Annotated in this window: 19 protein-coding genes; 4 read left to right on the top strand and 15 right to left on the bottom strand. The window is 65.7% G+C overall.

Annotation, left to right across the window (positions count from 1 at the left end; all coding sequences use genetic code 11):
- Window positions 1-15 precede the first annotated feature (15 nt).
- From QYS36_RS15345 to mreB, 4 genes are all read right to left on the bottom strand, one after another.
- A complete protein-coding gene (locus tag QYS36_RS15345; protein ID WP_308840300.1) occupies window positions 16-612 on the bottom strand; it encodes a Maf family protein in 597 nt (198 codons plus the stop codon).
- Between the two features lie 34 nt (window positions 613-646).
- The gene (gene mreD / locus QYS36_RS15340; RefSeq protein ID WP_308840299.1) at window positions 647-1,135 is read right to left on the bottom strand and encodes a rod shape-determining protein MreD; all 489 of its coding nucleotides are present in this window, start codon (window positions 1,133-1,135) and stop codon (window positions 647-649) included.
- Window positions 1,132-2,076, bottom strand: a complete 945-nt coding sequence (gene mreC / locus QYS36_RS15335) for a rod shape-determining protein MreC (RefSeq protein ID WP_374990465.1) — start codon at window positions 2,074-2,076, stop codon at window positions 1,132-1,134. Before mreC ends, mreD begins: the two co-directional genes overlap by 4 nt.
- A 126-nt stretch (window positions 2,077-2,202) precedes the next feature.
- Window positions 2,203-3,240: a rod shape-determining protein MreB gene (gene mreB / locus QYS36_RS15330; protein WP_070884352.1), complete on the bottom strand. Its 1,038-nt coding sequence runs from the start codon at window positions 3,238-3,240 to the stop codon at window positions 2,203-2,205.
- A 321-nt stretch (window positions 3,241-3,561) separates the two neighbouring features.
- Here mreB and gatC point away from each other — a divergent pair, with 321 nt between their 5' ends.
- From gatC to QYS36_RS15310, 4 genes are all read left to right on the top strand, one after another.
- The gene (gatC, locus tag QYS36_RS15325) at window positions 3,562-3,849 is read left to right on the top strand and encodes an Asp-tRNA(Asn)/Glu-tRNA(Gln) amidotransferase subunit GatC (RefSeq protein WP_073262177.1); all 288 of its coding nucleotides are present in this window, start codon (window positions 3,562-3,564) and stop codon (window positions 3,847-3,849) included.
- Between the two features lie 15 nt (window positions 3,850-3,864).
- A complete protein-coding gene (gene gatA / locus QYS36_RS15320; protein WP_308840298.1) occupies window positions 3,865-5,316 on the top strand; it encodes an Asp-tRNA(Asn)/Glu-tRNA(Gln) amidotransferase subunit GatA in 1,452 nt (483 codons plus the stop codon).
- A 14-nt stretch (window positions 5,317-5,330) separates the two neighbouring features.
- Window positions 5,331-6,779, top strand: coding sequence for an Asp-tRNA(Asn)/Glu-tRNA(Gln) amidotransferase subunit GatB (gatB, locus tag QYS36_RS15315; RefSeq protein ID WP_308840297.1), 1,449 nt, complete (start codon window positions 5,331-5,333; stop codon window positions 6,777-6,779).
- Between the two features lie 64 nt (window positions 6,780-6,843).
- Window positions 6,844-7,218 carry a septal ring lytic transglycosylase RlpA family protein gene (locus QYS36_RS15310; protein WP_308840296.1) on the top strand — a complete coding sequence of 125 codons (375 nt, stop codon included), beginning with the start codon at window positions 6,844-6,846 and terminating at the stop codon, window positions 7,216-7,218.
- 205 nt (window positions 7,219-7,423) lie between these two features.
- Here QYS36_RS15310 and QYS36_RS15305 read toward each other — a convergent pair whose 3' ends face one another.
- From QYS36_RS15305 to phnC, 11 genes are all read right to left on the bottom strand, one after another.
- Window positions 7,424-8,284 carry a LysR family transcriptional regulator gene (locus QYS36_RS15305; protein WP_308840295.1) on the bottom strand — a complete coding sequence of 287 codons (861 nt, stop codon included), beginning with the start codon at window positions 8,282-8,284 and terminating at the stop codon, window positions 7,424-7,426.
- Between the two features lie 87 nt (window positions 8,285-8,371).
- Window positions 8,372-9,502: an HPP family protein gene (locus QYS36_RS15300; RefSeq protein ID WP_308840294.1), complete on the bottom strand. Its 1,131-nt coding sequence runs from the start codon at window positions 9,500-9,502 to the stop codon at window positions 8,372-8,374.
- Window positions 9,503-9,797: 295 nt separating this feature from the next.
- Entirely contained in the window at window positions 9,798-10,598 is an 801-nt protein-coding gene (locus QYS36_RS15295) for a DUF2135 domain-containing protein (RefSeq protein WP_308840293.1), read from the bottom strand.
- A gap of 4 nt (window positions 10,599-10,602) precedes the next feature.
- On the bottom strand, window positions 10,603-12,204 hold the full coding sequence (locus QYS36_RS15290) for a DUF2300 domain-containing protein (protein ID WP_308840292.1): 1,602 nt from the start codon (window positions 12,202-12,204) through the stop codon (window positions 10,603-10,605).
- Between the two features lie 196 nt (window positions 12,205-12,400).
- A complete protein-coding gene (locus tag QYS36_RS15285; protein ID WP_308840291.1) occupies window positions 12,401-16,930 on the bottom strand; it encodes an alpha-2-macroglobulin in 4,530 nt (1,509 codons plus the stop codon).
- Window positions 16,927-17,565: a DUF1175 family protein gene (locus QYS36_RS15280; protein ID WP_308840290.1), complete on the bottom strand. Its 639-nt coding sequence runs from the start codon at window positions 17,563-17,565 to the stop codon at window positions 16,927-16,929. The genes QYS36_RS15285 and QYS36_RS15280 overlap by 4 nt, the downstream gene beginning before the upstream one ends.
- 8 nt (window positions 17,566-17,573) lie before the next feature.
- Window positions 17,574-19,217 (bottom strand): DUF2138 domain-containing protein, encoded by a 1,644-nt coding sequence (locus QYS36_RS15275; protein WP_308840289.1) that lies wholly within the window; start codon window positions 19,215-19,217, stop codon window positions 17,574-17,576.
- Window positions 19,218-19,232: 15 nt separating this feature from the next.
- On the bottom strand, window positions 19,233-20,036 hold the full coding sequence (locus QYS36_RS15270) for a YfaP family protein (RefSeq protein WP_374990464.1): 804 nt from the start codon (window positions 20,034-20,036) through the stop codon (window positions 19,233-19,235).
- Window positions 20,037-20,355: 319 nt separating this feature from the next.
- A complete protein-coding gene (phnE, locus tag QYS36_RS15265) occupies window positions 20,356-21,171 on the bottom strand; it encodes a phosphonate ABC transporter, permease protein PhnE (protein WP_308840288.1) in 816 nt (271 codons plus the stop codon).
- 12 nt (window positions 21,172-21,183) lie between these two features.
- Window positions 21,184-22,014 carry a phosphonate ABC transporter, permease protein PhnE gene (phnE, locus tag QYS36_RS15260; protein WP_308840287.1) on the bottom strand — a complete coding sequence of 277 codons (831 nt, stop codon included), beginning with the start codon at window positions 22,012-22,014 and terminating at the stop codon, window positions 21,184-21,186.
- A complete protein-coding gene (phnC, locus tag QYS36_RS15255; protein WP_308840286.1) occupies window positions 22,014-22,844 on the bottom strand; it encodes a phosphonate ABC transporter ATP-binding protein in 831 nt (276 codons plus the stop codon). Before phnC ends, phnE (QYS36_RS15260) begins: the two co-directional genes overlap by 1 nt.
- Window positions 22,845-22,854 lie beyond the last annotated feature (10 nt).

The following is a 22,854-nucleotide window of genomic DNA, read 5'->3' as shown; positions in this document are numbered from 1 at the left end:
CCTGCAACCTCTGGGTTATGCGCTGGCGGTCGTTTGCCAGCACGGAATCGCGAATTGCGCGAGCAGTTCGGCAGTCTCGCACAACGGCAGGCCGACCACCGCTGAATAACTGCCCTGCATCTGGCTGACGAATACCGCAGCCAGGCCCTGAATACCATAACTGCCGGCCTTGTCGCATGGCTCGCCCGTGGCCCAGTACGCTTCGAGCTGGGCCTGGGTCAGTGGCTTGAAGCGCACCGTGCTGCTCACCACGCGCGCCTCGGCGCGGGTAGCGCTGACCAGCGCGACGGCAGTCAGCACCTGGTGCTCGCGGCCGGCCAGCGCGGCCAGGGTGGCCAAGCCATCCTCACGGTCGACGGGTTTGCCAAGAATGCGCCCATCGAGCACCACGGCGGTATCGGAGCCGAGCACCACGGCGGCGTGGCGATCATCCAGCGTGGCGAGCACCGCCTGTGCCTTGGCCAGCGCCAGGCGCTCGACATAGGCGGCAGGCGCCTCGGCGGGCTGCGGAGTTTCGTCGATGGGCTGCACGCGGGTGACGAAGGCAACGCCGATTTGCGTGAGCAGTTCGCGCCGGCGCGGCGAGGCGGAGGCCAGGTACAGCGTGGTCATGCGCAGGTCTCGTAATCAGGCGCCGCAGCGCGGTTCAGTTGACTCGCATGCGCCGGTGCACCGCGCGCAGCAGGGTGCACACCCAGGGCCAGAGCAGTGCACTGACCAGTGCCGGCAGCACGAAGGTCAGGGTCGGCGGGCGGTTGCCGGTCAGGGCGTTGAGCCACAACTGCACCAGCTGCGCGACGCCGAATACCACCAGCAGCACCATGCTCTGCTGCCACATGGGAAACATGCGCAGGCGCTGGTGCAGGCTCAGCACCAGAAAGGTGATCAGGGTGAGGATCAGCGCGTTCTGCCCCAGCAGCGTGCCGTTGAGCACGTCGGCCAGCAGGCCGATGCAGAAGGCACTGGTCATGCCGATGCGGTGCGGCACGGCCAACACCCAGTAGGTGAGAAACAGCGCCAGCCACAATGGCCGGCCGATCTCCATGAAGCGCGGCAGCGTGGACACACTGAGCAGCAGCGCCAGCACCAGGCTGGCCCAGATTACCCAGAGATTGCTCGAACGGGTGGCGATCATTGGCGCGGCTCCTCGGCACTGGCAGGTGCTGCCGGCGGGACTTCTTGCGGCGCCTCGCCCGGCGGCGCGTCCTCGATCGGCGCCTCGGCATCGGGATGCTCGAGGGCGCGACGGTCGACCTCCTCCTGGGCCTCGGCCGACTCGGCGGCGCGCTGCTCCGGCGTCCGCGGGTCGGTGAACACCAGCAGCATGTAGCGGGTACGGTTGAGATTGGCGGTCGGCACGGCGCGCACGATGGCGAACGGCTGGCCGGAGTCGTGCACCACCTCGGTTACCGTGGCCACCGGATAACCGGCCGGGAAACGCTGGCCAAGGCCGGAGCTGACCAGCAGATCGCCTTCCTTGATATCGGCGGTGTCGGCCACGTGGCGCAGCTCGAGGCGCTCCGGGTTGCCGGTGCCGGTGGCGATGGCGCGCAGGCCGTTGCGATTGACCTGCACCGGAATGCTGTGGGTGGTATCGGTAAGCAACAGCACCCGCGAGGTGTAGGGCATCACCTCGACCACCTGGCCCATCAGGCCGCGGGCATCGAGCACCGGCTGGCCGAGCACCACGCCGTCCTTCTCGCCCTTGTCGATGAGAATGCGGTGGGTGAAGGGGTTGGGGTCGATGCCGATCAGCTCGGTGGCCAATACCTCGTCGTCGACCAGAGCCGAGGAGTTGAGCAGCTCGCGCAGGCGCACGTTCTGCTCGGTCAGCGCGGCCAGCTTCTGCAGGCGGCGCTGCATCATCAGCTGTTCGGCCTTGAGCTTCTCGTTCTCGGCGGTCAGCTCGTTACGCGAGCTGAGCTCCTGGGTGGCGCTTTCCCACAGGGTGACCGGCAGGCGGCCGAGCCAGTAGACGGGCTCGACGATCAGGCCGAGCTGGCTACGAACCGAATGCAGGACGGTAAGGCGGGCGTCGACGACCATCAGGGCAGCCGACAGCACGGCGAACACCAGCAGGCGTACACCGAGCGAAGGACCTTTGGCGAATAGCGGCTTTATGGCGATTACCTCGTAGCCAGCCCGGAAGCTGCATGCGGCGCGATGGTAGCTTCCGAGCTGCTGCAGCGTGAGGCGTGCGGCTTATTCGGTGGACAGCAGATCCATGGTGTGGCGATCCATCATTTCCAGCGCCTTGCCGCCACCGCGAGCCACGCAGGTCAGCGGGTCTTCGGCGACGATCACCGGCAGGCCGGTTTCCTGGCTCAGCAGCTTGTCCAGGTCACGCAGCAGTGCGCCGCCACCGGTCAGCACCAGGCCGCGCTCGGCGATGTCCGAGGCCAGCTCGGGCGGCGATTGCTCCAGGGCGCTCTTCACCGCCTGGACGATGGTCGCCAGGGACTCCTGCAGCGCTTCGAGCACTTCGTTGGAGTTGAGGGTGAAGCTGCGCGGAACGCCTTCGGCCAGGTTGCGGCCACGTACGTCGACTTCACGGATTTCGCCGCCTGGGTAGGCAGTACCGATTTCCTGCTTGATGCGCTCGGCGGTGGACTCGCCGATCAGCGAACCGTAGTTACGGCGCACGTAGGTGATGATCGCTTCGTCGAAACGGTCGCCACCAACCCGTACGGATTCGGCGTAGACCACGCCGTTCAGGGAGATCAGCGCGATCTCGGTGGTACCACCACCGATGTCGACGACCATCGAGCCACGGGCCTCTTCGACCGGCAGGCCGGCACCGATGGCCGCGGCCATCGGTTCTTCGATCAGGAACACTTCGCGGGCACCGGCGCCCAGGGCGGATTCACGAATGGCGCGGCGCTCGACCTGGGTCGATTTGCACGGCACGCAGATCAGTACCCGCGGCGACGGCTGCAGGAAGCTGTTCTCGTGAACCTTGTTGATGAAGTATTGCAGCATCTTTTCGCAGACGCTGAAGTCGGCGATCACGCCATCCTTCATCGGGCGAATGGCCGCGATGTTGCCTGGGGTACGACCGAGCATGCGCTTGGCGTCGGTGCCGACGGCGACGACGCTCTTCTGATTGCCATGGGTACGGATGGCGACGACCGACGGCTCGTTCAGGACGATGCCGCGCTCGCGTACATAAATAAGGGTATTGGCAGTGCCCAGGTCAATCGACAGATCGCTGGAAAACATGCCACGCAGTTTTTTGAACATGGGATAGGGACCCTAGGCAACGCGTGGTAAAGATCGGCGCAAGAAAACACGCAGGTAAAAAAGTGCGGCAAACTCTAACAACGGCAGGGATTTTGAGCAAGGCACCAATATGTTAGATTGCCTGTTTTTCCGCGGCATTTGAGGCATCTTCGCCGTTGCTGCCGACATGGCAAAAGCCGGCGACCGACGATCAAGCTGTGCCTGAACCGCTTAACGCCGCCTTTGACGCCGGGCAAACGCATCCGTTCCCTGCCCCCTGTGCATGGCACCTGCTCATATTTTCACTGGCAGCCCAAAAGGCTGCCTTTATAGGAGAACCCGATGGCGCTTGAACGCACCGAGGTGGAAAAGATCGCACACCTGGCTCGACTGGGCCTGAGTGAGGGCGAACTGCCACACACCACCGCTACCCTGAACAGCATCCTCGGCCTGATCGACAGCATGCAAGCCGTCGATACCGATGGCATCGAGCCGTTGGCACATCCGCTGGAAACCACCCAGCGCCTGCGCGCCGACGCCGTTACCGAAGCGAACCAGCGCGAGGCCTATCAGGCCATCGCCCCGGCCGTGGAAAGCGGCCTGTACCTGGTTCCCAAAGTCATCGAGTAAGGAAAGCGCACTGCCATGCATCAATTGACTCTGGCCGAGATCGCCCGCGCCCTCGCCGACAAGCAATTCTCCTCTGCCGAACTGACCCAGAGCCTGCTGAGCCGCATCGAGCAGCTCGATCCGCAGCTCAACAGCTTCATCACCGTGACCGCCGAGCAGGCCCTCGAGCAGGCCAAGGCCGCCGACGCGCGCCGCGCCGCTGGCGAAACCGGCGCGCTGCTCGGCGCACCGATCGCCCACAAGGACCTGTTCTGCACCCAGGGCGTGCTGACCAGCTGTGGCTCGAAGATCCTCACCGGCTTCAAGGCGCCCTATGACGCCACCGTGGTCGAGAAACTGAATGCCGCCGGCACCGTGACCCTCGGCAAGCTGAACATGGACGAATTCGCCATGGGCTCGGCCAACGAATCCAGCCACTACGGTCCGGTCAAGAACCCCTGGGACACCAGCCGCGTACCTGGCGGCTCGTCGGGCGGTTCGGCTGCTGCCGTGGCCGCGCGCCTGCTGCCGGCCGCTACCGGCACCGACACCGGCGGCTCGATCCGCCAGCCGGCGGCGCTGACCAACCTCACCGGCATCAAGCCGACCTATGGCCGCGTGTCGCGCTGGGGCATGATCGCCTACGCCTCGAGCCTCGATCAGGGTGGCCCGCTGGCCCGTACCGCCGAAGACTGCGCGCTGCTGCTGCAAGCCATGGCCGGCTTCGACAGCAAGGACAGCACCAGTGTCGATCAGCCGGTGGATGACTACCTGGCTGCCCTCACCCAACCGCTGGCCGGCCTGCGCATCGGCCTGCCGCAGGAATACTTCGGCGCCGGCCTCGATGCACGCATCGGCGAGAAGGTCATGGCCGTGGTCGAGGCGCTGAAAAAGCTCGGTGCCACGGTCAAGGACATCAGCCTGCCGAACATGCAGCACGCCATCCCGGCCTACTACGTGATCGCCCCGGCGGAAGCCAGCTCCAACCTGTCGCGCTTCGACGGCGTGCGTTTCGGCTATCGCTGCGAGAACCCGAAGGACCTGCAGGATCTCTACAAGCGCTCCCGTGAGGAAGGCTTCGGCGCCGAAGTGAAGCGCCGCATCATGGTCGGCACCTACGCGCTGTCCGCCGGTTACTACGACGCCTACTACCTCAAGGCGCAGAAGATTCGCCGGCTGATCAAGAACGACTTCGTCGCCGCCTTCAAGGACGTCGACGTGATCCTCGGCCCGACCACGCCGAACCTGGCCTGGAAGCTCGGCGAGAAGAACGCCGATCCGGTTTCCGCCTACCTGGAAGACATCTACACCATCACCGCCAACCTGGCCGGCATTCCCGGCCTGTCGATGCCAGCCGGCTTCGTCGATGGCCTGCCGGTGGGCGTGCAGTTGCTCGGCAACTACTTCCAGGAAGGTCGTCTGCTCAACGTCGCGCACCAGTACCAACAGGTCAGCGACTGGCACAAACAAGCACCGAGCGGCTTCTGAGGAAGGATTAAGACATGCAGTGGGAAACCGTCATCGGGCTCGAGATTCACGCTCAGCTCAGCACCCAATCGAAGATTTTCTCGGCCAGCGCCACCACCTTCGGCGCCGAGCCGAACACCCAGGCCAGCCTGGTCGACCTCGGCATGCCCGGCACCCTGCCGGTGCTCAACGCCGAAGCGGTGCGCATGGCCTGCCAATTCGGCCTGGCCATCGACGCCGAGATCGCCGAGCGCAATATCTTCGCGCGCAAGAACTACTTCTACCCGGACCTGCCGAAGGGCTACCAGACCAGCCAGATGGATCACCCCATCGTCGGCAAGGGCTTCCTCGACATCACCCTGGAAGACGGCACCGTCAAGCGCATCGGCATCACCCGTGCGCACCTCGAAGAAGACGCCGGCAAGAGCCTGCACGAAGACTTCCAGGGCATGAGCGGCATCGACCTGAACCGCGCTGGCACGCCGCTGCTGGAAATCGTTTCCGAGCCGGACATCCGTTCGGCCAAGGAAGCGGTGGCCTACGTGAAAGCCATCCATGCACTCGTCCGTTACCTGGGCATCTGCGACGGCAACATGGCCGAAGGCTCGCTGCGTTGCGACTGCAACGTATCGGTGCGCCCCAAGGGCCAGGCCGAGTTCGGCACCCGCGCCGAGATCAAGAACGTCAACTCGTTCCGCTTCATCGAGAAAGCCATCAACCATGAAGTGCAGCGCCAGATCGAGCTGATCGAAGACGGCGGCAAGGTGGTGCAGGAAACCCGCCTGTACGATCCCAACAAGGATCAGACCCGCTCCATGCGCAGCAAGGAAGAAGCCAACGACTACCGTTACTTCCCCTGCCCGGACCTGTTGCCGGTGGTGATCGAGCAAAGCTTCCTCGATGACCTGCGCGCCAAGCTGCCCGAACTGCCGCCGCAGAAACGCGAGCGTTTCGAGAGCCAGTACGCGCTGTCGACCTACGACGCCAGCGTGCTCAGCGCCAGCCGCGAGCTGGCCGACTACTTCGAAGTGGTCGCCAAGACCTGTGGCGACGCCAAGCTGGCCGCCAACTGGGTGATGGGCGAGCTGTCCAGCCTGCTCAACAAGGACAACCTGGAGATCGACCAGTCGCCGGTATCCGCCGAGCAACTGGGCGGCATGATCCTGCGCATCAAGGACAACACCATCAGCGGCAAGATCGCCAAGATGGTCTTCGAAGCCCTGGCGGCCGGTGAAGGCGCAACGGCCGATGAAGTGATCGACAAGAAGGGCCTCAAGCAGGTCACCGACTCCGGCGCCATCGAAGCGATGCTCGACGAGGTGCTGGCGGCCAACGCCGAGCAGGTCGAACAGTACCGCGCCAGCGACGAAGCCAAGCGCGGCAAGATGTTCGGTTTCTTCGTCGGCCAGGCCATGAAAGCCTCCAAGGGCAAGGCCAACCCGGGGCAAGTGAACGAACTGCTGAAGAAAAAGCTCGAAGGCTGAGCGATTTGAAGACGCCGGGGTTACCCGGCGTTTTCACATCTGAAGTTCGGGATGGAGAAAAACAATGCGTCGATTATCGATTCTGCTGGGTCTGCTCAGCCTGCTGCTCGCCGGCTGTAGCAGCGTTGGCGGTGGTGTACCCGGCGATTACCGCGCCGACGGCAAGGCCTCCTATTACGGCAAGGCCCACCACGGCAACAGGACCGCCAGCGGTGAGCGCTTCAACCAGAATGCCCTGACCGCCGCCCACCGCACCCTGCCCTTCGGCACCATGGTCAGGGTCACCAACCTCAACAACGACCGCAGCGTGGTGGTGCGCATCAACGACCGCGGCCCCTTCGCCCGCGGGCGGATCATCGACGTGTCACGCAAGGCGGCGGAGTCGCTGGACATGATCCGTTCCGGCGTGGTGCCGGTGCGCGTGGAAAGCCTGAAGTAAGACGGAGGGCTGTTCACGATCTCTAGGCGACATGACTGCTAAAAGGCAGAGGCGGACGGTGAGCAGAGCTTATTTTGTAGGAGGGGCTTTAGCCCCGAGCTTTTTGGGGGTGCAAAGAGCTCGGGGCTAAAGCCCCTCCCACGAGATTGCGAACGGCTGCTCTCCCCTTTTGCAGGCAAAGAGCCGAAAGATCGTGAACAGATGCTTACAGCGCCGGATCCCAGCGCTGTGACCAGTCGGTGTCCTGGGCGGTGATCTCGCGCAGCAGCGCGAAGCTCTGCTGCAGGGCTGCCGAATCCCGTTCGCGGGAATACACCAGATAGGTCGGGTAGCTGAATTCCGGCGCCCGCGGCACCCGCTCCAGCACTCTTTTGTCCAGATAGCTCTGTACCACCCGGGTGCGGAAATAACCGGAGCCGCCGTGCTCCAGGATGTACTGCAGGGCCAGCGGCCCAAGGTTGAAGGACACCGGCGCCCGCGCCTTGTCCGGCAGGGCGCGGTCGTGCTGGGCGCGGAAGCTGTCGCTCCAGTCGATGTACACGTAGGGCTCCGGGTTCGCCGCGCGGACCAGAATCAGCTTCTCCTCGAGCACCTGCTCGACTTGCATGCCGGCCCAGTAAGTGGGCTGGTAGACCAGTGCCGCATCCATCACGCCCATTTCCACCTGGCGCAGCAAACTGGCGCACTCGGCGACCTGGGCGCGCACCGCATAACCTTCGATGCCCTGGCGGATCGCGCTGACCCAGCGCAGCATCAGCGGGTTGCACAGGCTCACCTCGCCGCCGATATGCAGCACGTTGTGATAACCATCCGGCAACGGCAGGTCGCGCTGCGCGGCCTCCCAGGTCTGCTGGATCTGGTTGGCGTAGGTGACGAACGCCTCGCCATCGGGCGTCAGCCGCGCGCCGGCACGATTGCGCACGAACAGCGTGCTGCCCAGGTGGCTTTCCAGCTTCTGGATGCGCGCGGTGATCGCCGTCTGGGTCACGTGCATGCGCTCGGCGGCGGCGATAAAGCTGCCACTGCGGACGATTTCCAGAAAGGTGCGGGTAAGGTCGATATCCATGGTCACTCTGCCGGCGCGCGGTGCCAGCCATTCCTCAAGCCTGATCCGGCGCCCAGTGTACGGGCGTGCGACGGATCATTCGATGCTTCAGTCGAGATGCCTGAGCAGGTCGCGGTGCAGCGCGGCGACCAGGTCGGTCTGGGTGATCACCCCGACCAGCACGCCGTCGTCGAGCACCGGCAGGCAGTGCAGGCCTTCGTCGCAGAGCAGTGCGATCAGGTCGACGACATGGGTGTCGGCACTCACGGTGCGCACCGGCGTGGTCATCACCTCGCCCAACACCTGCTGCTTCTGCAGGCCGAGGATGGCGCGCAGGTTGAAGCTATTGGCCCGCGTGACACTGACCAGATCGACCAGGCTGACGATACCGACCAGCCTTCCGCCATCGAGGATCGGCAGCGCCTTCAGGCCGTGCTGGGTGAGCAGGTACAGGCCCTTGGCAACCGCGGTTTGCGGCGTGGCGTGGATCAGATCGCGAGACATCATCTGCCCGGCACGGATCTCGCCCATGCTGCGGCGCAGTGCGTGCTTCTCGGTACTGCGCACGATCAGTTCGAGGTCTTCGCGGGTGATGTCGACGAAGGAGCCCAGCTCATCGAGGGCATGGTCCAGGTCGTCGGCGTTGATGCCGACGCGCTCGCTGGGCAGCGGGTCCTGGGTGTGATGAACCACCTGGGTAGCGGGATGCGGGCGCGGATAGGGCACGCGGGTCAGGTTGTTATAGAGCAGCGCGCAGGCCAGCAGGCCGACACCGGCGGTCATCGCCACCAGCGCCGGCTGCCAGAACGGCTCGCCCGCCAAGGGCGTGGCGAACACCATGCAGAAGGCGATGGCACCGCCCGGCGGATGCAGGCAGCGCAGCGGGCACATCAACAGCAGGCTAAGGCCCAATGCCAGCGCCGCACCCAGCAGGCTGTGGTCGACGAAACGGCTGATCGTCAGCGCAACGACGCTGGCGCACAGATAACTGCCAAGAATCGACCAGGGCTGGGCCAGGGCGCCCGATGACACGGCGAACAGCAGCACGGCTGACGCCGCCAGCGGGCCGGAGAAATGCACCGCCATAGGCAGGCCGAACAATTGGCTGCACACCCAGGTGCTGAACAGAAAACCGGCGGCGGCACCAAAGGCGGCACGGCTCCACTCTCGCGGGCGGGTATGCAGGGCATCAGGCAGGAAGGCAGCGAGCCATTGAGGGAAATGCGCGTGGGGCTTCATCGCTATCGTCGAAAAGATCGAGCCTCTCAAATGAGAGGCTCGCTGGGTACCGCTGGAAGCGGCTGACAGGAGCATCCGTCCCTGGATGATGTACTCGTCTGTTTGCAACCTTGCCCGCCCTGGCAGAGAAACCGTGGCAGGCAATGGAGCAGAGTGTGACGAAGGGCGATAGCGCGATCAAACGAATAATAATGAAGGATTGATAAGCTTTTTTTGATACTAAACAGCATGCATCACGCCCGTAGCCTGGGTATCGCTGCGCTCAACCGCAGGCTACGTATGATCGGCTGTGCCTTTACGGATAGCTGAAGCTCTTTACCAGGGTCAGCTCGCCCGGTGTACGCATCGGCACCAGAAAGCTCTCCTGCTTCTCGTTGACCGTGCCCTCTTCGCTGATCAGGGTGATCTGCCCGGTGGTGAGAATCTGCCCGGCGTTGCTCTCGCCTTCATCGTCATAGCTGTAACCGCCGCCGTAGTAGTTCACGTAGATCAGGTACTGGCCCTTCATCGGGGTAGGCGAGGCGATCATTTCCGGGCCGTAGCCGGTGGTCACGTCGACATCCAGGGCTGCGCCGTTGGCCAGCGAACGATTGCCGTACCAGACATGCTCGCCATCGGGGGTGACCAGGTGCAGGTCGAGGTCGGTGTTGTCGCTGTCCCACGACAGCACCACGCGCAGACGCGCCGGGGTTTCACCGCTGCCGTTGTTGTAGAACTGTACGCGGCGGCGCTGGCTGCCATCCGGGCTGCGCACCTCGACGTTGTTGCTGCCGGCCGGGAACACGAACGGGCGGTCGAAGCCGCCGTCCTCGCCGATCTTCAGCGGCATGCTGGTGCCGTTGACCACCAGGCGGCCCGGCGCCCTGCTTGCATCCTTGTCGAGCTTGCTGATCGCGCCCTTGATCCGCGCGGTATCGGCCTGGTTGGCCGCGCTGTTGACCGAGGACGCCGGGTAGTTGACCTGTTGCATGAACTGCGCGCCGTCGCCACCGCCAACGCGCCAGCCGCTGCGGGGGGTGTCGAGCTTTACCTCGGCCAGCGCGCAAAGCGGCAGCAGGGTCAGGCAGAGGGCGATACGAGGGGTGATCAGAGCCATGATGTCATTCCAGTAACAGGGTGCGGGCAAGGCCTTCGACGTAGGCCTCGTCCTGTCCGTTGGGGTGGGCGACGAACGCCAGATGTAAATACTCATGCGTCAGGTCGAGGCGGTCCTGCAGGGAGAAGAAGCCGCGCACGAAGATGCGTTGCCGCTGGCGATCCACATAGGGCCGGCCAGACGCCAACTGGCAAACGGTGAACTGTTGGATTTCTTCGTAGCCCGGCTCCATGTCCAGGCGCTGACGCCAATCGCGGCGCTGCTTGCGCAGCCACTGCTCGGCGGCGGCGATTGGCTGGCAGGCAGCCACCGGCTTGTCCCAGCGGCTCAGCGTGGCGCGTGGGAAGGCGCGGGCCAGAATGGCGTCATAACGCAGGCCGCTGCCCGCCTGCTCGACCGCCTGGGCCCAGGCCAGGCGATCGGTGCCGGGCTGGGTGCTGTGATAGGTGACCGGCGTGCCGGCCAGCACCAGGTCGGCGGTCCACGCGGCGATAGCGCGGGCGCCCTGGCTGGCCGGGCGCGGTGCCACGCGCTGGTTGCTGCTGCTGTCATCGATACGCAGGCACTCGCCGCGGCGCCCGGCGCTCTGCAGCAGGTAAGTGCGCGCGGTGATGGCCAATGCCTTGGCGGCCTCGGCAGGCTGCGCCGAGGCTTCGCGGTCCAGCACGCGGGCCACGTAATCCTCACGATCCAGATGGGCAGTGAGCTGCAACCCTTCGCTGCTTCGCTCGAGAAACAGCTCACCGTGGCTTTCGATGGGCAGGCGGTTGCCGTTGGTGAACTCGACTTCGTAACGACCATTGAGCGCACCCGGCTCCACGACCGCGTTACTGCCCTCACGCCTGAGCTGGCGCAGCGGGTAGCGGGCGAACAGGCGCACCTCGACGCAACTGCCGGCCTCGCGCGGCCAGGGGGTTGGCAGCTCCCGGCCGAGCGACTCGGCATAGCGCTTGAGCACCATCACGCTGGTGCCCGAGCCACCGGCCCAGATTGGCGTGCCGTCAGCCAACCAGCCGGCGAAGCCACCCTGGCGCGCCTGGGGATCGTTATCGGCCAGCCAGCTCCAGGTCTTCACCCGCAGGCGACTGCCCAGAGCGCTGACGGTCGAACCGTCGCCGTTCAACACCACCTCCAGCAGCACCTTGCGCGCATCGGCCTGGGCCGGCAGTCGCGCGAGTTGGCCGAGCAACTGCCGAACCGAGACCCGAGTGCCTGGCGCCAGGCGTTGCCGCTCGCTGATCCAGGCCGGCGCCTGGCGGGCCTGCCAGTAGCGCGACCAGTCGCCTTCGTTCAGCTGCAGATTCTCCTGCTCGAAATACAAGCCACAGGATTTGACCAGCGCCTGCTCGCGGTCGATACGCTCGCCCGGGTTGCAGCAATACACCTCTTCCTTGTTGCCGCCACGGCACTGGTAGCCGTTGTCCGGCTGGCCGGTGTCGACCAGGTAGGCATACACGAACAACTTCCACAGGCTGCCCAACGGCGCCTGCAGGTTCGCGGGCAAGGGTTCGCGGCTGATCAGCCGCTGCTCGTCGAGGCGCAGCAGTTCGCTGCCGCCAGCCGTTTGCCAGGCCAGCGACAGCGACAGCGGCGCCTCGCTGGCCATTGCCGAACCGCCTAGGGCGGTCAGCAGGGTCAGCGAAGCGAGCAGGCAGTGCTTAGCAGGCCGTTGAAAAACGTGATCGAGGCAGCCAGCGCAAGGCAAAAGCAGGCGAAAAAGCGGAGTGTACGAGTAGTACATGAGCATTTTGAGCCTGTTTTTAACGCCGCGATGGCAACGTAGATAGTTTTTCAACTGCCTGCTACTCAATGGTGACCTTCTGCAGCGCTGGCTCGGCCTCCAGCGCCTGCTGGCCCGGTGCGTAGAGGCGCACGTAACGGGCCGGCGGCAGCACGAACTCGCCCTTCTGCGAGAAGCGCACCAGGTGACGCAGCACCAGTTCGCCCTGCAGGCTGTCCACCGGCACCGCGTAGCTGAGCTCGCCCGGCTCGTTGCGGGCCTTCTCCAGCGCCGAGGCTTCATCGCCACCCAGGCCGCTGACCTGGATGCCCCAGGTGGTGCGTTCCACATCGGCGCCCGGCGGCAGCGGCACTTCCAGCATGCCGTAGCGCAGGGGCTGTTCGGTTTCGCTGCTCAGGGTCACTTCGTCCAGGTACAGGTCGGCGCTGGAGATCTCGTCCTTGCCGACTTCCTCGGCGCGGAACTCGAACGCCTTGTCGCCCGGCACCAGCCGCAGCAGACGGCGCTTCAACGTTACCGGCACATTGCTCGGCGCGGCCTGGGCACTCTGGTAGTCGAGGCGTACATCGCTCGGCTGATCCAGATCACCAGCCACCAGCAGTGCCTGGGGCGGTTGCGCCCCGTTCCACTGCCAATAGTTCTCGCCGCTGGTGCCCTCCACCGCCTGCCAGTCACCTTCCAATGCCAGTGCCGGCTGGGCACTGCGCAGATCCAGCGACGGCTGCAGCCAGGTCAGCGCCAGGGCGCGCTCCAGGCCGGCCTGGGCCGGTGCCAGTTCGCCGAGCAGGCGCTGGGCACGCTGGCGATCCGGGCCATTGAGGTACAGGGAAACAGCCGCCACGAACGGCGACTGGCTCTCGGCCAGGCGGCGACGGGCACCATCGAGCTGCCCCTGCAGCGCCTCGGCCACCGGCACATTGTTCTGCTGCGCCAGGCGCACGCCCAGCTCGCGGGCAATCGCCAGGCCCAGGGCCGAATCCGGCGCCGCCATCACCAGGCTGTCGCCCTCACCGAGCACCACTTCCTCGCCTTCGCCCGCGGCGGCCAGGTCATACACCAGGCCGTCGAGCAAGGTTTTCACCGGCAGGCCCATGTCGCGGGCGAAAGCCAGGATCAGCGCACGCTGCAGCAGCGGCGTGTCCGGGGCGCGCTTGGCATAGAGTTCCAGCACACGCTGCCAGTGCTCCGGCGGCAACTGAATGGCCAGGGCGCGGCTGGCGTGCCAGTCGGCGTAATAGGCGTAGGTGGTCAGGAAGGCGTCGCCATCGGCATCACCACCCCACCAGGTGAAGGTCGCTTCGGGGCCGGCCATCTGCACCAGGCGCAGGCGGCTGTTCTGCATGATCAGGCGCAGGCGATCCTTGATCCGCGGCTCGCCGGCGGCCAGCGCCGGGTAGGCCAGGCTCAGCGGCAGCAGGCGGCTGGCGGTCTGCTCGACGCCGCCGTAGGGGTAGTCGAGCAGGTCATCCAGCGCAGCGTTGAACAGGCCGGCGCCGCTGTCGGCGACGTGCAACTGCACCTGGCTGGCATCAGCCGGCAATTGCAATGGCGTGCTGCCCGGGAATACCGACAGCTGCTCGCTGCGCACCTGCTGCCAGCCAGGCGCCACAGTGCTCAGCTTGACGGCCAAGGCGTCGGCGACCTTGTCCGCCTGACGCAGCTCGGCGCTGAAGTCGCCGGCGGCGATCACCGCCTCCTCGACCGGCAGGTAGTTGATGCCCTTGGCCAGCGTCACTTCACGGCGTTGCTCCTGCTCGCCATGACGGATCAGCAGTTCGGCCTTGGCGCCCTCCTCGCCCTGGTTGAAGGCGAACAGGCCCAGCGCCGGCTTGTCGCCGACCCGGAAGCGGCTCGGGCCACTCCATTTCAGGTACAGCGGCTTTTCCGAACGCACGAACTGGCGCTTCTGGCCCACTTCGCCGTCGGCGCTCACCGCCCGGGCGGTGATGCGCCAGCGGGTCAGCGAATCGGGCATGCGGAAGCTGAAGCTGGCCTTGCCGTTGGCATCGGTGACCAGGTCCGGCTGCCAGGAAGCGGTGTCGACTTCCTCGCGGCGCGGCCGCTCCAGCACCTTGACGCCGCGTTCGCTGCGGTTGGCGCGGCCCGGTGCACTGGGCATGCCGGGCAGCGCCAGGTCATAGCTGATGAACGACAGGCTGGCACTGGTGCGCACGTTGTTGCGCCGCGGGTGGTAGAAGAACTGGTCGATACCGGGGGCGATTTCCGGCTGCAGGGCGTAGATCATCTCGTCCACCACGCTGACCGTCAGGCGCGTCGGCACCGGCTTGCCTGCGAACAGGGTGCTCAGCTCGACGGTGACCAGCTCGCCCGGTTGCACCACCTCCTTGTCGGCCTTGATGGCGATGTCGATCTGCGGCGTGGCGACCTTGATGCCGGCGTTCTGGAAGCTGTAATCACCGCCGCGGGTGTACAGCGCCGAGAAGGTGATGTTCGGCGAGAAGGTCTTGCCGACCGGAATGCGCGCACGGTACTGGGTGTCGGACAGGCGCTCGAGCTTGAGCCAGTCGCCGCCCTTGGAGAGCAGCGCGGTGGCTTCGACCTTGTCGCGTTCCAGGGTCAGCAGCGCATCGCTGACCGGCTCGGGAAAAGTGATCAGCGCCAGGGCTTCGTCGCCGGCCTGGTACTCGGCCTTGTCGAGCACGATCTCGATGGTGCCGGCGACCGACTTGACGCCCTCGCCGCTGACCGAATGGCCGGTGGCGCCGAGAATCAGGCCGCTGCTGTCCTTGAGGGTGATGCTGTAGGTACCGGGGCGTTCGAAATTCAACTCGAAGCCCTTGGCATCCGCCGCCAGCTCGCCGTTGCCGGTGCTCTGGTCTTCCAGGCGCACCCACTCGTAGCGGGCCGGTTTGCGTTCACTGGCGCCTTCGCTCTGATAGGCGAAGGTCACTGCCTGGCCGGCGGCACTGAAGCGCTGCGGCGCGCTCAGGCGATAGCGGGCGGCGCCACGCTCGATGAGGATTTCCTTGCTGGTCTTGACCCGGTAGGCGGCGCCATCGCTGGCGAACACGCTGAGCAGGTAGCGGCTCGGTTTGTCGGCGGCCGGCAGGTCGACCACCGCGCGGCCCTGGCTGTCGGTGCTGACTTCGCTGCTGGCCAGTTCGACCGGGAACTGGCCGAGGTACTGCAGTTCGTTGTCGACCATCGAAAGTTGCTGGGCGCGCAGGCTCAGCTGCACCTTGGCATTGACCACCGGTTTGCCGTCCGGATAGAGCAACACCAGGGCGCCCTTGACCGGCTCGCCGGTACGGAAGTCCGGCTTGTCGAGATCCAGCGACACTTCGAAGTGCGGCTTGATGTACTCGGCCACGCGGAAGGCGCTGCTATACAGCCCGTCGCGGTAGGCGAAGCGCAGCTCATAGCCGCCGGCCACGGCGTTGTCCGGCAGCTGGAAGCGGCCCTGGCCGCCACGGGCGCTGTCGAAGTCGAGCTTCTGGGTCTGCAGCACGGTGCCGTTGGCATCCAGCACGCTGAGGCTGATCGGCGCGGTGCCGGCCGCCACCGAGTCACGGGCGTTCTTGAATTCGCGACCGACGATCTTCACCTCCACCCAGTCGCCGGGGCGATACAGCGGGCGGTCGGTGAAGGCATACAGCTTGGTGTCGTAGATTTCGCTGTCGTAATAGAAGTTCTCGGAGACGAACACGCCGCCGTCGGCGTCCTCGCCGATCACGTAGGAGCGCTCAGGGCTGGCATGACCGAGGCGCAGCAGGCCCTGGGCATCGGTGGTGCCGCTGGTCATCACGCCCAGGCCATCGCTCCACAGCAGCTTGGCGTCAGCCACCGGCGTGCCCTGGTGTTTGTCGGCCGTCCACACCAAGAGCTCGCCACCGGCAATCTTGCTGACCGCCACGGTGTTGGAAACGAACACCACGGTGGTGGCGCGGTACTTGCCGATTATCGCCTCGGCCAGGTACAGGCCGGGCTCGAGCTTGCCGAGCGGCACGTAGACGTTGCCGGAGGCGACGCTGACGAAGTTGCTCGACGAGCCGGACAGGTCGACGCCTTGCGGCGGCTCGATGGGTTTGGCTTGCCACAGCGGGTAGCGGAACTCGGCCACCAGCGGCAGGCCTTTCATGGGCGCGAACTGCACCTGCGGGGTGTACTCGGTAGGCGCGGCGATGGCGCTGCCCATCTTCAGCTCCGGCGCCTCTTCGGTAACCTGCTTGCGCGACTCGTAGGAGAAGGCGCGCTGCATCACCCGGCGGGATTTGCGGTACCAGTTGTCCCACAGGTACGCCAGGGTATTGGACAGCCCCTCGCCCTTGAACTGGCCCTCGGCGACCACCCGGTGCAGGTTCTTCTGGCGCTTGAGGAACTCCAGCGGCTGGTCGATGCGGTACAGGCGCATGTCCACGCCGCCGTAGCCTTCCATGCGATAGCGGCGGTAATCGCGGCCTGGCGCCTCGAGGCGCACGGTGGCCACTTCATCGGCGGCGAAGCTCGAGTCGGCAAGCAGGAAGAACGACTCGCCGGACAGCGGCGTGTAGCCACTGGCCGGCACTTCATCTTCAGCGTGAGCGGCCAGGGGCATGAGCGCCAGCAGCGTGACGGCAAGCAGACGGTTCATCGCGCGAGGAAATTCAGCCGATAGATGCCGATAAAGTTGGGGTTGGCGTCGTCGGGTATCCATCGGGTGTCCTTCCATGTCATGAGTTGTTGCAGGCTGACGGCACGCATGCCGTTATCCGTGGGAGTGGTGGTGCCGGTGTGGTAAACGATGTCGCGGCCCATCCAGATCATCAGGTGCTGGTCATCGCCCTGGTCGAAGAACATCAGGTCGCCGGGGCGCGCCTGGTTCAGGTCGCGGCCGACCAGCTGGCTGTTGAACTGGATCATCTTGATCGCATTGACGTAGGGGCCCTGCTTGCCGCCGCCCTGCTCCCAGCTCTGCGCCAGCGCGCGCTGGGCGTCGCTCAGTTGCAGCTCCGGCGGCAGGTAGCGATTGGACAGGCCATTGGCGTGCAGCCACTTGGCGTCATGCACCTTGAGCGCTTCGTTGGCGGCGAAACGCACCAGGCCCACGCAATCCTGCTGATACCAGCGCGGGCTCGGCCCCTGGCGCAGCTGCTCCTGGGCGATACGCACGAACCAGGCGCGGAATATCTGCGACTGCTCGGGGTTCAGGCCGGGCGCCTGCTCGGCGCGCGCGGCCAGGGTCAACGCGAGCAGCGCCGCAGCTAGCAGCACGCGCCAAGCGGGCATGGCGGTGATCAAAGCGAACGCCATTCCAAGGGAACCCACTTCCAGTCATCGTCGGCCTCGGTGCCTTTCGGCAGTGTCAGCGCGAATTGGCCGTAACCGCCCATGGCGCGCAGCTTGGGCAGCAGGTGGGTGTCGGCGGCGTTGCGGAACACCGGCTCGTAGTTGGCTGGCAGGCTGTCCAGGGTTTCCTGCTCGAGCAGCCGCGACAAGCCCTCGGGCGCCAGGTAGCCAGGCACCAGGCCGTCGGCGGGCAACACTTCGGCCAGCGGCGGGTAGCGCTTGTTGAGGGTGTCGAGGGCCTTGATCACCAGGGTGTCATCCAGCGAAAACAGCAGGGTCTGGCCCTGGCGCGCCAGGCTGACGTTGAAGAATGCGCGGGACGCCAGGGCGTCGGGAGTATTGCTGGCTTCGGCCGGGTACTGACCGAAGTTGGAGCCCACCTGGCGGTGCCAGATATGGCCGTCGGCGATGCTCTGGCTTTCTACCGGGAAGCGGCCATTTTCCACATTGGGCTCGAAGGCGCCGATCATGCCGTCGAACAATCCGCCGATGGCCTGATCCAGCTCCGGCGTGGCGGCCTCGTCGAGGTGCGTGACCAGCAGCGGCGAGTGCAGCCGCGAGTCGGCGTACCAGCAGAGGCCGGCGGTGCTGCCCAGGCGTTTCTGCAGATCCTCGCTGACCGCCTTGCTGGCGCCGACACGCTCGAGCAGCTTCTCGGCACTACCTGGCGCAACGGGCACGGCGACGCAGGCGCTGGCGCCCATCGGCATGGCTTTCCAGATCGGGGTGAAATCCATAGCCGGTTGGTCGTCGACTTCGTTGAGCGCCAGGAAGCTGCTCCAGGCGCCCTCGCCCTTCTCGAAACGCACGCCGGCAAACGCCGGGAAGAAGCGCTGGTAACCCAGCGCGACGTATTCGCCACTCAGGGAAATGCGCTGTTGCTCTGTCTCGCGCGCCTTGAGGCCAAAGCGTTTGGCGAACGGGTTGTCACCGTCGAGCAGCGCTTCGACGGACTCGGTGGCCGCACGGCCGGGCTTGTCGTCCTCGCCGAACAGCATGCCCGGCGACGACAGCACCAAGAGCTTGTCACCATGGCTGGCCAGCAGCAGGGCGCGATCGCCCAGGTAGTTGAGGCGGTACAACGGCACGCTGCTGCCATCGACGTGGAGCTCGCCGGCCTTGCTGAGCTGGGTGTCGTCCAGGGCGACATGGGCCAGCGGCTCCAGGACCTTGGCCAGGCCACCACGCTGCATGACCATCACGAAGTGCTTGAGCTTGCCATCGGCGCCCTTCCACAGCGCCACGTCGGCGGGCTGGTCGAGCAATTCGTCGAGCAGCTCGTCGCGCAGTTGCAGGTCGCGCTCGTAGATGATCCGCCGCAGGCTGCCGACCAAACCGAGGCGGTCGGCGTTGTGCTCGTAATAGAACACGAAGTCTTCGGTGAGGGTGTCGCGCAACAGCGGCACCGCCAGCAGATCCCTGGGCAGGCGGCTGAGCGAGGCACTCTCGATCAGCGCATCGGGGCGCTGCAGATCCAGGCCCAGGGTGCTGCGCTCACCCAGGTCGCGCGAGTCCTGGCCACAGGCGGCAAGCAGGCCGGCTGTCAGCAAAACGGCGACGTGGCGCAGGTGGGCAGTGGTATTCCGGTTCATCCGAGCCTCGGGATATCAGTAATTGAAGGATTTCACGAACAGCAGCTCGCCAATGGCGCGCAAGGGCACCAGAAAGGTCTCGCGCTTCTCGTTGACGGTGTTCTCGTTGAAGATCAGGTTGATCTGCGCGGTGATGATCTCGTTCTGGTTGCTGCCGGCCTCGAAGTTGTAGCCCTCGCTGCCCAGGTTGCCCCAGTAGTTCACGTAGATCAGGTAAGTGCCTTGCAGCGGCGCGGTCATGGTGAACATTTCCGGGCCGGGGCCGTCGACGCTGTCCACATCCAGGCCGCCGCCGTTGGTCAGCACCGGGCGGCTCCAGAACGCGTGCTGGCCATCCGGGGTGACCACATGCAGGTCGAGCTCGGCCTTGGGGTCATCCCAGCCGAGCACCATGCGAATGCGCGCCGGCGTGCGCAGGTTGTTGGCCTCGTAGAACTGAATGCGCTTGAGCGATTTGCCTTCGCCGGCCACCAGCTCGACGCTGTTGGAGCCGGCGCCAAAGGCGTAGGGCCGGGCGAAGCGGCCCTGCTCGTCGGTGTACAGCGGCAGCGGGTTGCCGTTGACCACCAGGCGGTGCGGCGGGCGCACCTCACCGATGTTCTGCAACGTGCCCTCGATCAGGCTGCGCCCGCGCTGGGCGCCACGGTCGATGGGTGGCGTCGGGTAGGCCACGCGGGCGTCGTTATCGCCGTCATTGAGGCCGTGATAGCGCCAGCCGCCGGTGGGGCCTTGCAGGGACACGGAAGGTTCGGCCCGGCCAGGTTCGGCCCAGCTCATCGGAGCGACCATGGCAGCGCAGATCAGCAGCACGCTACGCACCCGCCAGGCAACGGCGAGAGCGAACCGAATCGCTCGGCGCTGCGAAAGAAAGCGAACCACCGCACTGCACTCCTTGTGCTGGTCGGGCATGAAAGCCTGACACCCGCACTCACACTGGGCTCTGGGAAGGAAGTTGCGCCTTGAGTGCGGCGTCATCGAGACGGCGGCGTCACATCAAGTTACACGCTGGGCGAGGATGCTAGCGAGTTGCCTTGACGCTGACAATCGTGGCACTTGCGAATCGCTACTGGATCACAACGATCACGCGCCGAATCACAACAGGCCGGCGCGCTGGCAGCGAGCGTTGCCACGCTTCGGCTCAGGAAAGGCGCTGACGCAGCCTGGCCGAGGCCCATTCGGAAAAGATCACGGTGGCGAAGATCAGCAGGAAGATCACGCTGACCCGATCCCAGGCGAGGTTGTTGATCGCCGCATCGAGCTGCAGGCCGATGCCACCGGCGCCGACCAGCCCCAGCACGGTCGCCTCGCGGATATTGATATCCCAGCGATACAGCGAGGTGCCGACGAACGCCGGCATGATCTGCGGCACCACGCCGAACTGCAGCACCTGCAGGCGCCCTGCCCCGGTGGCACCGATGGCCTCGACCGGCGAGGTGCTGATCTCCTCGATGGCCTCGTAGAGCAGCTTGCCGATGAAACCGACCGAGCGCAGCGCAATGGCGATGATGCCGGCCAGTACACCGGGGCCGAGCATCGCCACCAGCAGCATTGCCCAGATCAATGAGTTGATCGAACGCGACGAGACGATGATCAACAGCGCGGCGCTTCTGATCAGCGGCGATGGCGTGGTGTTGCGTGCCGCCAGAAACGCCAGGGGAAACGCCAGCATTACCCCGAGGGCGGTGCCCAGGGTGGCGATATTGAGCGTATCCCACAGCGGCCTGAGCAACTCGGGCGTGTAGTCCCACTGCGGCGGCACCATGCGCGCCAGCAGCGACGCGCCCTGGCTTCCGGCGTCCGCCACGAACTCCCACAGGGTGCTCTCGGAGATGAACCGCGCGCACCAGACGAACAGCAATGCGCCGGCGAACCAGGCGAGCCAGTGGCCCCATTGCTGGGCGGTGGTGCGGCGGCGCCATTGCGGCTCGGCCGTCTCGGCATGAATGATCGGCATGAGGATAACGCCTTACTGAAGCCAGCGACGTACGTAGCCGGAGAGATATTCCGAGGCCAGCACGATGGCGATGATGATCAGCAACACGGCCGCCGCCGTGCTGTATTCGTAACGATCCATGGCCGTGGCGAGCGTCGCACCGATACCGCCGGCGCCGACGATGCCGATGACCGCCGATTCGCGAAAGTTGATGTCCAGGCGATACAGCGAGAGCCCGATCAGACGCGGCAGGATCTGCGGCTGCACGGCATGGTTGAGCACCTGCAACCAGCTGCCGCCGGTGGCGCGGATGGCCTCCAGCGGCCGCGCATCGATGTCCTCGATCGCCTCGGCCAGCAACTTGGCGATGAAGCCGATGGTCGCGAAGGTCAGCGTGGCGACGCCGGCCAGGGGACCAAAGCCGAACATCACCACGAACAGGATGGCGATGATCACCTCCTGGAAGGTGCGCGACACCATGATGATCCACCGGCAGAGCAGGTAGATCGGCAGTGGCGAGAGGTTGCGCGCGGCGCCCAGGCCTACCGGAATCGACAGGGCGATGCCCAGCACGGTGGCGACCAGGGTCATGCTCAGGCTTTCCAGCAGGCCTTCGAGGATGTCGCCGCCACGGCTGGTGAAGTCAGGCTGCAGGAAGCCGGCAGCGAAGGCCAGCCCGCGCGACCAGCCTTCGGCGATACGATTCCAGTCCAGGTTGATGCTCGAGCCGGCCAGCAGCAGATACAGCAGCAGGCCGCCGATCACCAGCCAGCGCTGCCCCGTTCCCGGCAACAGCGAGGGCGGTTGCCAGTCACCGGCCCGTGCTCTGGCCAGGCGCTCGTGCGCATTCACCTGCCCGGCCATCAACTGGCCACCCGTGGCCAGCCGGAGCGCGGCATGTGCGCGGCGGGGTCGTCGTCCTGCGCCGCGTCGGCGGCATGCGCGTCCCAGTCTTCCTCGCCGTAGATACGCGTCAGCGTCGCGGCATCCAGCGCGTCGGGGGAGCCGTCGAAGACCACCCGGCCGGCGTGCAGGCCGACGATGCGGTCGGAAAACCGCCGCGCCAGCTCGACATCGTGGATATTGATGATCGCGGTCAGGCCGCGTTCCTCGCACAGTTCGCGAATCAGCCGCATGATCTGCCGGGAGGTTTTCGGGTCGAGGCTCGCGGTGGGCTCGTCGATCAGCATCAGCTCGGGATTCTGCAGCAGGGCACGGGCGATGCCGACCCGCTGGCGCTGGCCGCCAGACAGCGCATCGGCACGCTTGTCGATGGCATGGGCCAGGCCGACGCGCTCGAGCAGGCGAAAGGCCTCCTGTACATCGGCCCGCGGGTAGCGGCGCCATACACTGCGCCAGAAGCCGACGTAGCCCAGCCGCCCGGACAACACGTTCTCCATCACCGTCAGGCGATCGACCAGGGCATGATCCTGAAAGATCATGCCCATGCGCCGCCGCGCCTTGCGCAGGGCGCCACCGCGCAGCCCGGTCAGTGACAGGCCGGCGAGCAGCACCTCGCCCTCGGAGGGTTCCACCAGGCGGTTGATGCAGCGAATCAGCGTGCTCTTGCCAGCGCCGGACGGGCCAATCAGCGCCATTACCTGGCCTTTCGGCAGCGTCAGGCGGATGTCGGCCAGGGCCTGGTCGCCAGTGGCGTAGCGCTTGCCCAGCCCTTTTATCTCGAGCAGGTTCATGGCTGTGCTC

The organism is Pseudomonas sp. G34 (genome assembly GCF_031119625.1).
Lineage (GTDB): Bacteria > Pseudomonadota > Gammaproteobacteria > Pseudomonadales > Pseudomonadaceae > Aquipseudomonas.
Note: the sequence above shows the minus strand (reverse complement) of the source record. Positions and strands in the feature narration are given on the sequence as shown.

Bases quoted from the DNA above. Each gene is read 5' to 3' on its own strand.
- gatC (WP_073262177.1), top strand. From the start codon at position 3,562: ATGGCGCTTGAACGCACCGAGGTGGAAAAGATCGCACACCTGGCTCGA.
- gatB (WP_308840297.1), top strand. From the start codon at position 5,331: ATGCAGTGGGAAACCGTCATCGGGCTCGAGATTCACGCTCAGCTCAGC.
- QYS36_RS15300 (WP_308840294.1), bottom strand. From the start codon at position 9,502: ATGAAGCCCCACGCGCATTTCCCTCAATGGCTCGCTGCCTTCCTGCCT.
- gatA (WP_308840298.1), top strand. From the start codon at position 3,865: ATGCATCAATTGACTCTGGCCGAGATCGCCCGCGCCCTCGCCGACAAG.
- QYS36_RS15345 (WP_308840300.1), bottom strand. From the start codon at position 612: ATGACCACGCTGTACCTGGCCTCCGCCTCGCCGCGCCGGCGCGAACTG.
- phnE (WP_308840287.1), bottom strand. From the start codon at position 22,014: ATGGCCGGGCAGGTGAATGCGCACGAGCGCCTGGCCAGAGCACGGGCC.
- QYS36_RS15295 (WP_308840293.1), bottom strand. From the start codon at position 10,598: ATGGCTCTGATCACCCCTCGTATCGCCCTCTGCCTGACCCTGCTGCCG.
- QYS36_RS15305 (WP_308840295.1), bottom strand. From the start codon at position 8,284: ATGGATATCGACCTTACCCGCACCTTTCTGGAAATCGTCCGCAGTGGC.
- QYS36_RS15290 (WP_308840292.1), bottom strand. From the start codon at position 12,204: ATGGCCAGCGAGGCGCCGCTGTCGCTGTCGCTGGCCTGGCAAACGGCT.
- mreD (WP_308840299.1), bottom strand. From the start codon at position 1,135: ATGATCGCCACCCGTTCGAGCAATCTCTGGGTAATCTGGGCCAGCCTG.
- QYS36_RS15275 (WP_308840289.1), bottom strand. From the start codon at position 19,217: ATGAACCGGAATACCACTGCCCACCTGCGCCACGTCGCCGTTTTGCTG.
- QYS36_RS15280 (WP_308840290.1), bottom strand. From the start codon at position 17,565: ATGCCCGCTTGGCGCGTGCTGCTAGCTGCGGCGCTGCTCGCGTTGACC.
- phnE (WP_308840288.1), bottom strand. From the start codon at position 21,171: ATGCCGATCATTCATGCCGAGACGGCCGAGCCGCAATGGCGCCGCCGC.
- mreB (WP_070884352.1), bottom strand. From the start codon at position 3,240: ATGTTCAAAAAACTGCGTGGCATGTTTTCCAGCGATCTGTCGATTGAC.
- phnC (WP_308840286.1), bottom strand. From the start codon at position 22,844: ATGAACCTGCTCGAGATAAAAGGGCTGGGCAAGCGCTACGCCACTGGC.
- QYS36_RS15310 (WP_308840296.1), top strand. From the start codon at position 6,844: ATGCGTCGATTATCGATTCTGCTGGGTCTGCTCAGCCTGCTGCTCGCC.
- QYS36_RS15285 (WP_308840291.1), bottom strand. From the start codon at position 16,930: ATGAACCGTCTGCTTGCCGTCACGCTGCTGGCGCTCATGCCCCTGGCC.